The sequence below is a fragment of the Actinomadura sp. 7K534 genome, assembly GCF_004348575.1.
Lineage (GTDB): Bacteria > Actinomycetota > Actinomycetes > Streptosporangiales > Streptosporangiaceae > Spirillospora > Spirillospora livida.
Genome location: NZ_SMKB01000014.1, coordinates 20,725 through 34,114, shown reverse-complemented (window position 1 = coordinate 34,114; position 13,390 = coordinate 20,725). Strand labels below are relative to the sequence as shown.

At 73.6% G+C, this 13,390-nt stretch carries 10 protein-coding genes; 5 read left to right on the top strand and 5 right to left on the bottom strand.

Annotated elements, in window-relative coordinates; translation table 11 throughout:
• The first annotated feature begins 17 nt into the window (after nucleotides 1-17).
• Nucleotides 18-1,202 carry a 3-hydroxy-9,10-secoandrosta-1,3,5(10)-triene-9,17-dione monooxygenase oxygenase subunit gene (gene hsaA / locus E1266_RS05285; RefSeq protein ID WP_132044285.1) on the top strand — a complete coding sequence of 395 codons (1,185 nt, stop codon included), beginning with the start codon at nucleotides 18-20 and terminating at the stop codon, nucleotides 1,200-1,202.
• Between the two features lie 22 nt (nucleotides 1,203-1,224).
• On the opposite strand, the gene E1266_RS05280 is transcribed toward hsaA, so the two are convergent.
• The 3 genes from E1266_RS05280 to E1266_RS05270 form a co-directional block, all read right to left on the bottom strand.
• Nucleotides 1,225-2,589 carry a DUF2254 domain-containing protein gene (locus tag E1266_RS05280; RefSeq protein ID WP_207945432.1) on the bottom strand — a complete coding sequence of 455 codons (1,365 nt, stop codon included), beginning with the start codon at nucleotides 2,587-2,589 and terminating at the stop codon, nucleotides 1,225-1,227.
• Nucleotides 2,590-2,743: 154 nt separating this feature from the next.
• Complete coding sequence (locus E1266_RS05275) at nucleotides 2,744-3,928, bottom strand: alpha/beta hydrolase (RefSeq protein WP_132044283.1); 1,185 nt, start codon at nucleotides 3,926-3,928, stop codon at nucleotides 2,744-2,746.
• Nucleotides 3,925-5,433, bottom strand: a complete 1,509-nt coding sequence (locus E1266_RS05270) for an FAD-binding protein (protein ID WP_132044281.1) — start codon at nucleotides 5,431-5,433, stop codon at nucleotides 3,925-3,927. The genes E1266_RS05275 and E1266_RS05270 overlap by 4 nt, the downstream gene beginning before the upstream one ends.
• A gap of 192 nt (nucleotides 5,434-5,625) precedes the next feature.
• Here E1266_RS05270 and E1266_RS05265 point away from each other — a divergent pair, with 192 nt between their 5' ends.
• Together E1266_RS05265 and E1266_RS05260 are read left to right on the top strand one after the other, a co-directional pair.
• A complete protein-coding gene (locus E1266_RS05265) occupies nucleotides 5,626-6,246 on the top strand; it encodes a TetR family transcriptional regulator (protein ID WP_132044279.1) in 621 nt (206 codons plus the stop codon).
• Nucleotides 6,247-6,307: 61 nt separating this feature from the next.
• On the top strand, nucleotides 6,308-7,084 hold the full coding sequence (locus E1266_RS05260; protein WP_132044277.1) for an SDR family oxidoreductase: 777 nt from the start codon (nucleotides 6,308-6,310) through the stop codon (nucleotides 7,082-7,084).
• A 55-nt stretch (nucleotides 7,085-7,139) separates the two neighbouring features.
• On the opposite strand, the gene E1266_RS05255 is transcribed toward E1266_RS05260, so the two are convergent.
• A complete protein-coding gene (locus E1266_RS05255; protein WP_132044275.1) occupies nucleotides 7,140-8,060 on the bottom strand; it encodes a 3-oxoacyl-ACP reductase in 921 nt (306 codons plus the stop codon).
• Between the two features lie 169 nt (nucleotides 8,061-8,229).
• Here E1266_RS05255 and E1266_RS05250 point away from each other — a divergent pair, with 169 nt between their 5' ends.
• Nucleotides 8,230-10,404, top strand: coding sequence for an acyl-CoA dehydrogenase (locus E1266_RS05250; RefSeq protein ID WP_132044273.1), 2,175 nt, complete (start codon nucleotides 8,230-8,232; stop codon nucleotides 10,402-10,404).
• Nucleotides 10,405-10,666: 262 nt separating this feature from the next.
• The gene (locus E1266_RS05245; protein WP_132044271.1) at nucleotides 10,667-11,452 is read left to right on the top strand and encodes an NAD(P)H-binding protein; all 786 of its coding nucleotides are present in this window, start codon (nucleotides 10,667-10,669) and stop codon (nucleotides 11,450-11,452) included.
• 10 nt (nucleotides 11,453-11,462) lie between these two features.
• Here E1266_RS05245 and E1266_RS05240 read toward each other — a convergent pair whose 3' ends face one another.
• Complete coding sequence (locus E1266_RS05240) at nucleotides 11,463-13,064, bottom strand: class I adenylate-forming enzyme family protein (RefSeq protein WP_132044269.1); 1,602 nt, start codon at nucleotides 13,062-13,064, stop codon at nucleotides 11,463-11,465.
• Nucleotides 13,065-13,390: the final 326 nt, after the last annotated feature.

The following is a 13,390-nucleotide window of genomic DNA, read 5'->3' as shown; positions in this document are numbered from 1 at the left end:
AAGACGGGAGCGTCTCGATGAGCGGCAGTGAACCGGGGAGCAACGAGGTCCTGGAGGGCGTGCGGGAGTTGCTGCCCGGCATCGCCGAGCGGGCCGGGTCCGTGGACGAGAAGGGCCGCATCCCGGCCGAGACCGTCCGGGAGCTCACCGCGGCCGGGGTGTTCCGGATGCTGCAGCCCACCCGCTACGGCGGCGCCGAGGGCGACCCGGTCGCCTTCTACGAGGTGATCCGGGCGATCTCCGGGGTGTGCGGGTCGACCGGCTGGGTCTCGGCCATCCTCGGCGTGCACTCCTGGCATCTCGGCCTGTTCGCGGACGAGGCGCAGCGCGAGGTGTGGGCCGCCGGGCCGGACACCCTCGTCGCCTCGTCCTACGCCCCGGTCGGCCGGCTCACCCCGGTCGACGGCGGCTACGAGGTGTCGGGGCGGTGGTCGTTCTCGTCCGGGGTCGAGTTCGCCTCCTGGGCGCTGCTCGGCGCGCTCGTCGTGGGGGCGGAGGGCCGTCCCGTGGACTTCATGACGGTGCTCGTCCCGAAGGACGACTACGGGATCCACGAGGTGTGGGACTCGATGGGCCTGCGCGGCACCGCCAGCGACGACATCGTGGTCGAGGGGGCGTTCGTGCCCGCGCACCGCGCGATGCGCAACTTCGAGCAGGCGCAGCTGCGCAATCCGGGCCGCAAGGTCAACTCGGGCCCGCTGTACCGGATGCCGTTCGGGACGATCTTCACCAGCACCGTCACCGCCAGCGTGATCGGCATGGCGGCCGGCTGCCACGACCACTACGTGGCGCGGATGCGCGACCGGATCCGGCTGAGCCTCGGCGGCGGCCGGTTCGTCGAGGACCCGTTCGCGCAGGTCGCCGTCGCCCGCGCCGCGTCCGAGATCGACGCCGCGGTCCTGCAGACCGACCGGAACGTCCGGGAGATCCACTCCTACGCGGCCCGCAACGAGAAGATCCCGATGGAGCTGCGGCTGCGCGCCCGCCGCGACCAGGTCCGCGGCACCGAGCGCGCCATCGAGGCCATCGACATCCTGTTCAAGACCGCCGGCGGCAACTCCCTGCAGCGGGGCAACCCCATCGAGCGGGCCTGGCGCGACGCCCACGCCGGCAGCCTGCACGTCGCCAACGAGGTCGAGCACGCCCTGTCGATGTGGGGCCGCGGCATCTTCGGCCTCAAGGTCGAGGACAACCTCGTCTGACCGCACCCCCGGGCGGACCGGGCTAGTCCCGGGCGCCGGACTGCCGGACGGGGTTCTCGTGGTCGGCCGGATCAGTGGTCTGCCGGGCGATCGCGCGGAGTCGCTCCCGGTCCTCCGGGTGCATGCCCGGCTGCTCCTCGACCGCTTCGAGGAGCAGCCGCATCTGGCGGCGCAGCGCCGGGACGTGCGCGGGGCGGCCGGCCTCCTCCACGTGCTGGATCAGCATCCGCAGCACGCGCAGCAGCGCGGCGACGACGTGCGGCTGGGACACCGACGCCTGGCGGAGCTGGTCGAAGCCGTGCTGGACGTACTCGTCGTGCCGCAGGGAGTACGGGCGCAGCAGCACCCGCCCGCCGGCCCCGTGGACCCGCTCCGGGGGCAGGTCGGCGACGAGGACCTTGCGGAGCAGCCCGCCCACGCGCAACGACGCCTCGACCGCGGTGGTCGGGTCGTTGACGGCGGGGCTGAGGGCGCGCAGTCCCACGTCGACCAGCTGCCGCAACGCGAAGTCGACGTCCTGCTGCATGGTGCGGGTGTCGGCCACCTCCACCGTGGCCGACAGGTTCCGCACCACCCGCTCGGGGTTCTGCGGCGTAGGCCACAGCGTGACCAGCGCCTCGCCTTCGTGGATGAACGCGCCCGTCCGCGTCTCCAGCCGGACGGTCGTGCCGGCCGGCACCGCCCGGAGGATGCGCTCCGCGGACGCCTGGGTCACCCAGCCCGCCCGGTCGGCGGGGACGACGTACGCCTTGTCCGCGTCCACCTCCGCCGCTTCCCCCGGCGCGGGCTGCTCGGCCCGGCCGGCCCGCAGCAGCGACCGCAGGACCGACTCCCCCTCATGGGAGATCGAGCGGACCACCTCGCCGACCTGGAGCCGGTGCGCCAGGCGGTCGAGGTGGGCGATGATCAGCAGGACCGTCGCGACGGTCAGCACCACCGCGATCGTGACCGAGACCTTCGGGGCGGGCCCCGACGACTCCGCGTCGATGTGCCGCAGCGTCAGGACGCTGTACACGAACGTGCCGACCAGGACCCCGACGACGACCTGGCTCAGCCGGTCCCGGATGAACGAGCGCATCACCCGCGGCGAGAACTGGCTGCTCGCCAGCTGCAGGCTCACGACCGTCAGCGAGAACACCACGCCCGCCGTGGTGATCGTCGCACCGGCCACGGTGCTGAGCAGCCAGGTCGCCGCGTTGCTGTTCATGTCGACGGTGGCGGGGACCCGCGTCCGCGTCCCGATGGCCCGGTCGACGGCCGCCGCGGCCTCCGCCAGCACCACGCCGCCGATCACCACCAGGGCCGGGAGCAGGAAAAGGCTCTCGCGGAAGCGGTACAGCGCCGCCGCCCACCTCAACTCGGGCCGCAGCCTCCGGTGTCTTCTCACCCGGTCATGCTCGCCCCGCCCGCGCCGCCGAAACGCCTCCCGGGCGCCTTGTCGATCACGATGCCGGTCACTCCGCCAGGCCGGTGCCGGCCCGCGCCGGCGGACGGGTGCGCGGTCTCGGCCGCCCGAGGCGACGAGACCGCGCACTTCCCCGTCAGCAGGTGGTCGGCGGGGTGCGGCCCGCGCGGAGGTCCTGGACGAACGTCAGGGACGACTGGAACGAGGCGTCGATGGCGCCCCGGTGGTCGGCGCCCTCGAACTCCCGATACGCGATGTCGCCGTAGCGGGCGCACAGGTCCCTGACGATGTTCTGCGTCGAGGCGGGGCTGACCTCGCGGTCGGCGGTGCCCTGGACCACCAGGGTGGGGACCTTCAGGTCCAGCCCGAGCGCCTCCTGCTTCTCGTAGTACCTCTCGAACGCGGACGTGTCGGCTCCCGGGCGGAAGACGTCGTCCAGCGGCAGGGTCGCGCTGAACTGCTTGAGCTGCGCGGAGCACGCGGTAGTGCGTCCGGCCTCGGCGATCCGCGCGGCCTCGTCCGTCAGCACGTCGTCCGGGTCCATGGACGGGTCGGCGGCGTACGCGCCGTTGAGGAGGATGAACATGAACGGCAGTGCGATCTCCGCGCCCGGGTACTGGTTCGCGACGTAGGCGAACGTCTGGCTCATGTTCGAGCCGGGCGCGATCGACACGGCGCCCCTCAGGCGGATGTCGCGGGGCGGCTGGAGGTCCGCCGCCGTGAACAGCGTCGCCTGGCCGCCCTGGCTGTGCCCGGCGACGAACCAGTCGCGTCCGATGCCGCGGTCGGCCTCGCGGGCGGCGCGCACCATGTCGGTGACGGTGTTCGCCTCGCTCCTGCCGTGCATGTAGGTGTGGCCGCCGGGCGTGCCGAGGCCCTCGTAGTCGGTCTGCACGACCGCGAAGCCGTTGGCGACCCACTTGTCCAGGTACTTCTCGGTGATCGACAGGTAGTCGCCCGCCGGCCCGCCCGCCGTGCTGGCGGAAGGCGCGCAGATGTCGGCGGTGCCGGTCGTGCCGTGCGCCCAGCTCAGCACCGGCCACCCGCCGCGCGGGGGCGTGCCCTTCGGCACCGCGACCGTGCCCGAGACGGTGATGCGCTGCCCGTGCGACCCCTCCGAGACGTAGGTGACGAACCGGTTCCGGGCCGCGCTCGGCAGGGCCGCCGCGTTCGTCAGCGGGCGGCTGCTGATCAGCTCGCCGCGCTGCCCCGGCGGCACGCCGCGGTCACCGGCCTGGGCGGGGACCGCGGCGAACCCGGCCGTCCCGGCGAGGATCACGGCGGCGGCGATGCCCGCCGCGCGCGTTCTGGACGATCTCATGTCTGGTTCCTCCTCATGTTCTGGACGGCGCGGTAGGCGAACGCCATCGCGGAGCCGATCGGGATGCCCGGGCCGGGGTAGACCGCTCCGGTGAACGATGCGCTGGTGTTGCCCGCCGCGTAGAGCCCGGGGACGGGACGGTCCGAGGCGTCCAGGACGCGGCCGTCCGGGTCGGTGCGCAGCCCGCCCTTCGTGCCGAGGTCGCTGAGGACGACCTCCGCCGCGTAGTACGGCGGCCGGTCGACCGCCACGACGCAGGGCCCGCCGCCGGAGAAGTAGCGGTCATAGGGGTCCTCGCCGCGGTGGAAGTCCTCGTCGACGCCCTTCTCCGCGAAGCCGTTGAAACGCTCCACCGTCGCGGTGAGCACGTCCTCCGGGAGCCCGGTCCGGGCGGCGAGCCCGGCGAGCGTGTCCGCCCGGACCCACGCGCCCGAGGCGAGCTGGTCGTCCGGCACCAGCGGCGGGACGGAGATCGCCGGCAGCCCGCCGGACCGCGAGTCGAAGACCAGGTGGAAGGGGCCTTGCGCGGCGGCCATCCGCCGCCCCATCCGGTCGTAGGGCAGCGACTCGTTGGCGAAGCGGCGGCCCGACCCGTCCACGATGAGCCCGCCGCGGAAGCCGAGCGTGAACGCCGGCCGCCCGTCCGGGGTCAGGAGGCCGGGGCAGAACCACGCCTGGTCGAGCCGCCCGGTGGCGGCGCCGATCCGCACGGCCGCCTCGATGGCGTCGCCGGTGTTCGCGCCGCCCGGGGCCATCGTCCGTTCCGCGTCGCCCGGCACGCCCCGCTCGCCGCGCAGCGCGGCCGACGACTCGAACCCGCCGGCGGCCAGCAGCACCCCGCGCGCCGCCCGGAGCCGGACGGGGCCGTCCGCCGTCACCGCCGCCACACCGGTGACCCGGCCGTCCTCGACGACCAGGCCGGTCAGCGCGGTACCGGTGCGGACGGTGCCGTTGCCGGTCGCGGTGATCGCCAGCAGCAGCCGCCCGATCAGCGCCCGTCCCTGCGCCATCGGCTTCGCCGAGTGCCCGCGGCCCGCGCGGTCCCGGTCGACCGGCGGGCGGACGAGCCCGGCCAGGTCGCCGAGCCGCTCCACCGGCAGGTCGAGGGGGACGAACGACCGTCCCCCGTCGAGGCGTCCGGGCGCGTCGAAGTAGTCGGGGAACGCGCGCCACTCGAACTCGATCGCCGGGTCCCGCTCCAGGAAGTCCACCAGTTCCGGTGCCGTCTCCAGGAACGCCTCCCGGTGCGCGGCGTCGCCGTCGCCGAGCAGGGCCCGCAGGTAGGTGCGCGCCGACTCGGTCGAGTCGCCGATCCCGGCCCGCTCCTGCACCCGCGTCCCCGGCAGCCAGATCGCCGCCCCCGAGTACGCGGACGTCCCGCCGAGCAGGTCCGTCTTCTCCAGGACGGCGGTCCGCAGCCCGCCCGACGCCGCCGCGAACGCACCGGCCATCGCCCCGGCGCCGGACCCGGCGACCACCACGTCGTACTCGTCGTCCCACGTCACGCGAGCCTCCAGCCTCCGGGAACCTGACGCGCGCACACCGTAGGCGCGGCCTTCCGGCCCGGGGGCCGTCCCGTCCCACTGACCGGTATCGCCGATCGCGGGGGCGGCCGTGACTGCGGATATTGTTCCGTGTCAGGACGCGACCGGCCGGGACCCGGCCGGTCAGCGGGAGAGGACCCCGGGGGGAGGACCGTGGCGAGGATCGCAGCGGGCAGGCTGTCCGCCGAACCGAGCTCACCGGAGCAGCACGACCGGCGGCAGCGCATCCTGCGGGCCGCGTCCCGCATCGGCGCGGACAAACCCCTCGAACGCGTGCAGATGCACGAGGTGGCGAAGGCGGCGGGGGTGGCGATCGGCACCCTCTACCGGTACTTCCCGTCGAAGGTGCACCTGTTCACCGCGGTGATGGCGGCGCAGGTCGACCGGCTCCGCGACCAGGTCACCGAACCCGCGCCCGGCACCGCCGCCGAGGACGCGGTCGCCGACCTCCTGGTGCAGGCCAGCCGGCACCTGATGGCGCAGCCCCTCCTGTCGACGTCGATGCTGCACGCGTCGAACACCGCGCACGTCGCGACCGTCGCCGACACCGTCCACATCGACAACACGTTCCGCGACATCCTGCTGCGCGCCGTGGGCATCGAGGACCCGACCGCGCAGGACGTCACCCTCGTCCGGCTGCTGATGCAGTGCTGGTACGGGGTGCTCCAGTCGAGCCTGAACGGACGCTCGTCCATGGCCGACGTGGAAACCGACATCCGGCTGGCCTGCCGGCTGCTGCTGGCGCCCCGTTCGAACGCCGCCGCCTCCCGGTGACCGGGCCCGTCCCGGGACGCGGCGCCCGGCGGCGGCGCACACCTCCAGAAGGGACCCCCGCATGGCACGGACCATCGCCGTCAGCGGCTCGGCGTCCGGCATAGGCCGGGCCCTCGCCTCGATGCTGCGCGACGCGGGCGACACCGTCATCGGGATCGACCTGCGCGACGCCGAGGTCCGCGCCGACCTCGGCGGACCCGACGGCCGGGCGCGGGCGGTCGCCGAGGTGCTCGACCTCTCCGGCGGGACGCTGGACGCGGTCGTGGCCTGCGCCGGCGTCTCCGACTTCACCGTCCTCCCCGTCCAGGTCAACTACTTCGGAGCGGTCGCCCTGCTGGACGGCCTGCGCCCCGCCCTCGCCCGCGCCGGGGCGCCCCGCGCCGCCGTCGTCGGGTCCATCGCCGGGACCCACCCGGTGGACGAGGCCGTCGTCCGGGCCTGCCTGGACGGTGACGAGGCCGCCGCGCTGCGGGCGGCCGCGAAGGCCGTCGAGGCCGGTGCCGGGAGTCAGACGTACTCGTCCTCGAAGTCGGCGCTCGCCCAGTGGCTGCGCCGCGTCTGCGTCACCCCGGAGTGGGCGGGCGCGGGCATCCCGCTGAACGCGATCGCGCCCGGCGTCGTCCGGACGCCGATGACCGAGCCGCTGTTCGCCGACGAGGCCATGTTCCAGATCATGAACGAGGCCGTCCCGATGCCGCTGAACGGCTACGCCGACGCCGAGGTGATCGCCGAGGCGCTGCGCTGGCTGATCTCCCCGGCCAACACCCACATGACCGGCCAGGTCATCTACGTGGACGGCGGCGCCGAGCCCGCCCTCCGCGACCCCGGGATCTTCTGAGGCGCACCGATGGCCGCCCCCTCGCGCCACGGGGCGGCCATCGGCGGTCCGGGGGTCAGTGCTTGCTGGTGCCGGTGTCGTCGAGCGCGGCGACGCCGTACGCGGCATACGTCTGGTGCGGGTCGCGTCCCTCGAAGTAGGGGGTGATCTGCTCCCCGAGCTCCGCGACGGAGAAGACGCCGTCCGCGGCGGTGAACTTCCGCTCCACGGTCGGCGCGGCCATCAGCGCCACCATGTCGCCGTAGACGACGAACACCTGCCCGGTGATCTTCTCGGCCGCGGGGGACGCCAGGTAGCCGACGAACGACCCGACCCGCTCGGGCGCCATGACGTCGAGCCCGCCGGGGGAGGTCCCCTCGCCGAACGTCGCCTCGGTCATCGCCGTCCGGGCGCGCGGGCAGATCGCGTTGGCCCGCACCCCGTACCGGCCGAGGCCCGCGGACGTCGACAGGGTCAGCGCCACGATGCCGGCCTTCGCCGCCGAGTAGTTCGGCTGGCCCGCCGACCCGAACAGAAACGCCTCCGACGCCGTGTTGACGACCCGCCCGTAGACCGGGCCGCCGGCGGCCTTGCTCGCCGCGCGCCAGTGCGCGGCGGCGGCGCGGGACACGGCCGCGTGCCCCTTCAGATGGACGCGGATGACGTCGTCCCAGTCCGACTCCGACAGGTTGAACAGCATCTTGTCGCGCAGCACGCCCGCGTTGTTGACGACGATGTCCAGCGACCCGAACGTGTCGATCGCGGCCGACACCAGCGTGTCGCCCATCGACCAGTCGCCGACGTCCCCGGTCACCGCGACGGCCTTGCCACCCGCCTCCCCGATCTCGGCGACGACGTCGTCGGCGGCAGAGCCGATGTCGTTGACGACGACGTTCGCGCCCTGCGCCGCCAGTGCGAGCGCCTCGGCGCGGCCGAGCCCGGCGCCCGCGCCGGTGACGACGGCGGTGCGGCCCGCCAGGGAGAGGTCAGCGTTCATCGGAGCCTCCGGGTCGGTGTTCAGCTGGCACGCCGGAGGCTAGTACGTATTCTAGTTTTCTCTCCGGCGCGGTCCCGCTGAGCGGGGCACGCGCCCGCTCTGAACGGCACGGACCACTGAGCGGGACACCGCCCGGCACCGAATCAGAACGAATTCTAGTCTCGTGGCCATGACCATCGGACTGACGGACGAGCACCGCGACCTGCGCGACGCCGTGCGCGCCTGCACGGCCAGGCAGGTGACGCGGACGGTGGTGCGCGCCGCCGTGGACGCCGACCGGGAGAAGATCCCGGCGTTCTGGGACGACCTCGCCGCGCAGGGGCTGCTCGGCCTGCACCTTCCGGAGAACGCGGGCGGTGCGGGCTACGGCCTGGTCGAACTGGCCGTCGTCGTGGAGGAACTGGGACGCGCCATCGCGCCGGGCCCGTTCCTGCCGACCGTCCTGGCCAGTGCCGTCCTGCACCGGGCGGGACACGCGGAGCACCTGCCCCCGCTGGCCGACGGCACGAAGACCGGCGCGGTCGGCCTGGAGGCGGGCGGACTGGCGCTGTCGCGCTCCGGCCCCGAGGTCACGCTGACCGGCACGTCCGGCCCGGTCATGGGCGCCGCACTCGCGGACGTCCTCGTGCTGCCCGCGAAGGACGGCGACGGGACGGCCTGGATCGTCGTGCCCAGCGACCGCGTCACGGTCCGCGAACTGCCCGGCCACGACCTGACCCGCCGCCTGGCCAGGATCGAGTCAGGGAACACGACCATCCCGGGCCGTTCGATCCTGAACCTGGACGCACAGGCCGTCCGTGATCTCGCGGCGGTCCTGTTCGCGGCCGAGGCGTCCGGGCTGGCCGACTGGGCGACGCACACCGCCGCCGAGTACGCCAAGGTCCGCGAGCAGTTCGGCCGGCCGATCGGACAGTTCCAGGGCGTCAAGCACCGCTGTGCCCGCATGCTCGCGCACGCCGAGCAGGCCCGCGCCTGCGCCTGGGACGCCGCCCTCGCGCAGGACGGGACCCGCGCGCAGGAGGCGTCGCTCGCCGCCGCCGTGGCGGGGGCGACCAGTGTGCAGGCCGCGTTCCAGGTCGCCAAGGACTGCATCCAGACCCTTGGCGGCATCGGCTTCACCTGGGAGCACGACGCGAGCCTCTGCCTGCGCCGCGCGCAGACGCTCCGAGTCCTGCTCGGCCCGACCGCCGGCTGGCGCCGCCGCGTCGCACGCCTCACGCTGGACGGCGTCCGCCGCGAGCTCACCGTCGAACTGCCGCCCGAGGCCGGGCGGATCCGCACCGAGATTCGCGCCGAACTGGAACCGGCCAAGGCCCTGGACGGCCAGGAGCGCGTCACCTACCTCGCCGACCGCGGCTACACCTCCCCGCACCTGCCCGCCCCGTGGGGGAAGGGCGCGGACGCGGTCACCCAGCTCGTCATCGCCGAAGAAATGCGCGCCGCCGGGCTCCGCGCGCACGACATGGTCATCGGCAACTGGGTGGTGCCGACGCTGATCGAGCACGGCTCGCCCGCCCAGCACGAGCGGTTCCTGCCCGGGTCGCTGCGCGGCGACATCCGCTGGTGCCAGCTGTTCTCCGAGCCCAGCGCGGGCTCCGACCTGGCCGCGCTGTCCACCCGCGCGGAGAAGGTCGAGGGCGGCTGGAAGGTCACCGGCCAGAAGGTGTGGACGTCCATGGCCCGCGAGGCCGACTGGGGCATCCTGCTGGCGCGCACCGACCCGTCCGTCCCCAAGCACAAGGGCCTGTCCTACTTCCTGCTGGACATGAAGTCCGACGGCCTGGACATCCGCCCGCTCCGCGAACTGACCGGCGACACCCTGTTCAACGAGGTGTTCCTCGACGGCGTGTTCATCCCGGACGCCCTGCTCGTCGGCGACCCCGGCGACGGCTGGAAGCTCGCCCGCACGACCCTCGCCAACGAGCGGGTGTCGCTGTCGAACGACTCGTCCCTCGGCAGCGGCGGCGAGGCACTGCTCGAACTGGCCGCCGGAGGGGCGGACGACGAGCGCCTCACCACCCTCGGCGGCATCCTCTGCGACGCCCAGTCCAGCAGCCTGTTCGGCCTGCGCACCACGCTGCGCTCCCTCGCGGGCGGGCAGCCGGGCGCCGAGTCCAGCATCGGCAAGCTGATCGGCGTCGAGCACATGCAGCAGGTGTGGGAGACCGCCGTCGACTGGATCGGCCCCGAGGCCCTCACCGGCGAGAGCGAGGGCGGCATGGGCGACCCGACCTGGATGTTCCTGAACTCCCGGAACCTGTCGATCGCGGGCGGCACGACGGACGTCCAACTGAACATCATCGGCGAACGCCTCCTCGGCCTGCCCCGCGACCCGGTGGCGTGACAACGACCGACCTGCACGCCGGCACCCGGCCGCGCTCTCTCCGCCCGACCCGGCACGTCCACACCGCTGTTTCGGCGGGTTCCGCGTTCCGGACGCCCTGTGCGCCGGGCCGTGGGGTTCCTCAGGCCGGGGAGGCATCGGGGCCGAAGCGGCGGCGGCGCGTTCCACCTCGGTCTCCTCCTCGGCATGTCACATCCCGGGGCTCCGGGCCGTCGTGACGGCAGATGCACGACAAGCTCATGCGGCTTTGGAGGAATGAATCATGAGGTCGACCATCCTGGTCACCGGTGGTACGGGGACGCTCGGGCAGCACGTCGTCCCGCTTCTGCGCGAGGCCGGACGCGATGTGCGGGTGCTCAGCCGGCGCGGCCGTGAGGCCGCGGACGGGGTCGAGTACGTGACCGGCGACCTGCTGAAGAACGAGGGCATCGAGGCGGCCGTCGCCGGTGCGGAGATCGTCGTCCATCTCGCGGGCGGCGCCAAGGGCGACGACGAGGCGACCCGGAACCTCGTGCGGGCCGCCGCGCGGGCGGAGGCGAAGCACCTGGTGTTCATCTCGGTCATCGGCGCCGACCGGGTCCCGCTGAGCTGGCTGAAGACGCAGCTGGACGCGGAGCAGGCGGTGATCGACTCCGGTGTGCCGTGGACGGTCCAGCGTGCCGCCCAGTTCCACGACCTCGTCCTGAAGGTCGTGCGGAGCATGGCGCGGCTCCCGGTCGTCCCGAACCCGGGCGGCCTCCGGTTCCAGCCGGTCGACCCGCGCGACGTCGCCGCGCGGATCGCCGGGCTGGCGCTCGGTGAGCCGGCCGGGCGGGTGCCCGACCTCGCCGGCCCGAACGTCTACGGGATGGACGAGCTGGTCCGCGGATACCTCGGGGCGCGCGGCAAGCGCCGTCCGCTCATGCCCGTCCGCATACCCGGAAAGGCCGGCCGCGCCTACCGCGCCGGCGACAACCTGGCCTTGGACGGCGCCGACCGCGGCACCCGCACCTGGGAGGACTTCCTGGACGAGCGGCTCGGCGCAACCCCGGCCCGCGCGGACGTGTAGCCGCGCCGGGTCAGGCGATGTTCTCCTCGATCTCCTTGCGGAGGACCTTGCCGGTGGCGTTCCGGGGCAGCGGGTCGGTCGTCACATGCCAGCGGGTCGGGACCTTGAAGTAGGCCAGGCGTTCCTTCGCGAACGCCGTCAGTTGCTCCGCGGAGGGCGGGGTGCCGGTGAACACGGCGACCGCCGCGACCTCCTGGCCCAGGTCCGGGTGGGGGATGCCGACGACGGCGCACTCCCGCAGGCCCGGGTACTCGGCGAGGACGTTCTCGATCTCGATCGGGTAGACGTTCTCGCCGCCGCGGATGATCAGGTCGGAGCGGCGGGTGGTGAGCCGCAGCCGGCCGTCCTCGATGACGCCGATGTCGCCGGTGTGCAGCCAGCGGTCCGCGTCGATGGCGGCGGCGCTGGCCTGCGGGTCCCGCCAGTAGCCGATCATGTTGTAGGCGCTGCGGGCGCACACCTCGCCCTCGACGCCCTCGGGGACCGCCCTGCCCTCCGGGTCGCGGATCTCCACCTCGACGCCGAGGTTCGGGCGGCCGAGCGTCCCGGGCGCCTCCGCGAGGTCCATGGGCGTCGCGACGGAGATGGCGGTGCACGACTCCGTCAGCCCGTAGCTGTCGACCAGGGCGCCGCGCGCCGGCGGGAACACCGCCCGGAGCCGCTCCTTGAACGCGGGCGAGGACGGCGCGGACGCCAGCGCGAACGCGGTGAGGGACGACAGGTCGTACTTCGACAGGTCGTCGTGCTCCATGATGCGGTTCGCCATCGTGGGGACGGCGCCCCAGTTCGTCACCCGTTCCCTCTCGACCAGGCTGAGCACCTTGTCCACGTCGAACCCGCCGTCGGTCATGACCACCGCGGTGCCGCCGGCGAGCCGCGGGACGGCCAGGTTGTGCAGGGACGCGATGTGGAACAGCGGCAGGGCCAGCAGGTAGCGGCGCGTGGACGGGTCGATGCCGAACACGCTCATCATCGCGTCGTTGTACCGGTGGTACTCGATCACCGAGGTCAGGTTGCGGTGCGAGTGGACGGCCCCCTTGGGGCGCCCGGACGTGCCGCTCGTGTAGAGGATGACCGCCGGGTCGTCCTCGGCGACGTCCGGGACGTCCAGTTCCGCGCCCGGGTAGCGCGACGTCAGCGACGGGACGTCCTTCTCGATCGTCAGGACGTCCTCGGAGATCAGCGCGGCCCGCTTGGCGTCCGCGATCACGATCTTCGGGTCGGTGTGCCCCAGCGCGTACTCGATCTCCCGCGGCGCCCACCAGGCGTTGTAGCCGACCGCGACGGCGCCGGCGGCGATCGCCGCCCAGAAGGAGATGATCCATTCCGGGCTGTTCGCGGCGTTGATCGCGATGCGGTCGCCCGGCTGCACGCCGAGGTCGTCGCGCAGCGCCTTCGCCATGGACGCGACGGCGGCGGCGTGCTCGGCGAAGCTCACCCGGCGCGAAGCGGTGACGATGTAGTCGCGTTCGCCGTAGGACGCCGAGCGCGCGAGCACCTCGCCGAGGCTGCGGGCGCGGCCGCGGAACACGGGCAGCCGGGTGCCGAGCACGTCCTCCTCGCGCAGCTCGAACTCACCGCCGGGACCGGTCAGCTTCTCGACGATCTCCATCGGAACCCCTCCTCCTCGCCGGACCGCTCATTGTCGGCCCACGAATCATGGGATTCACCTGCGGATTCCGCTCAGCGGGACGGCCGCCCCCGGCCGGGCCGCCGCCGGTGAGCCGGACAGCTCCCGGTGAGCGGGACTGTGCCCATCGCGTGCGCCATGTCACATCACCATGACCGTCACCAGGACTGCGTAGTCCGGACCTGCCGGAACGGCGGGCGGACCGGGCTGTGCGCGAAGCAGTACTGAGCGGAGTGGCAATGAACAGTTCGAGCGGCGATGCCGCGATCACCACCGGGCCGGGGCAGGGCATCTCGCGGGAGGCCGGC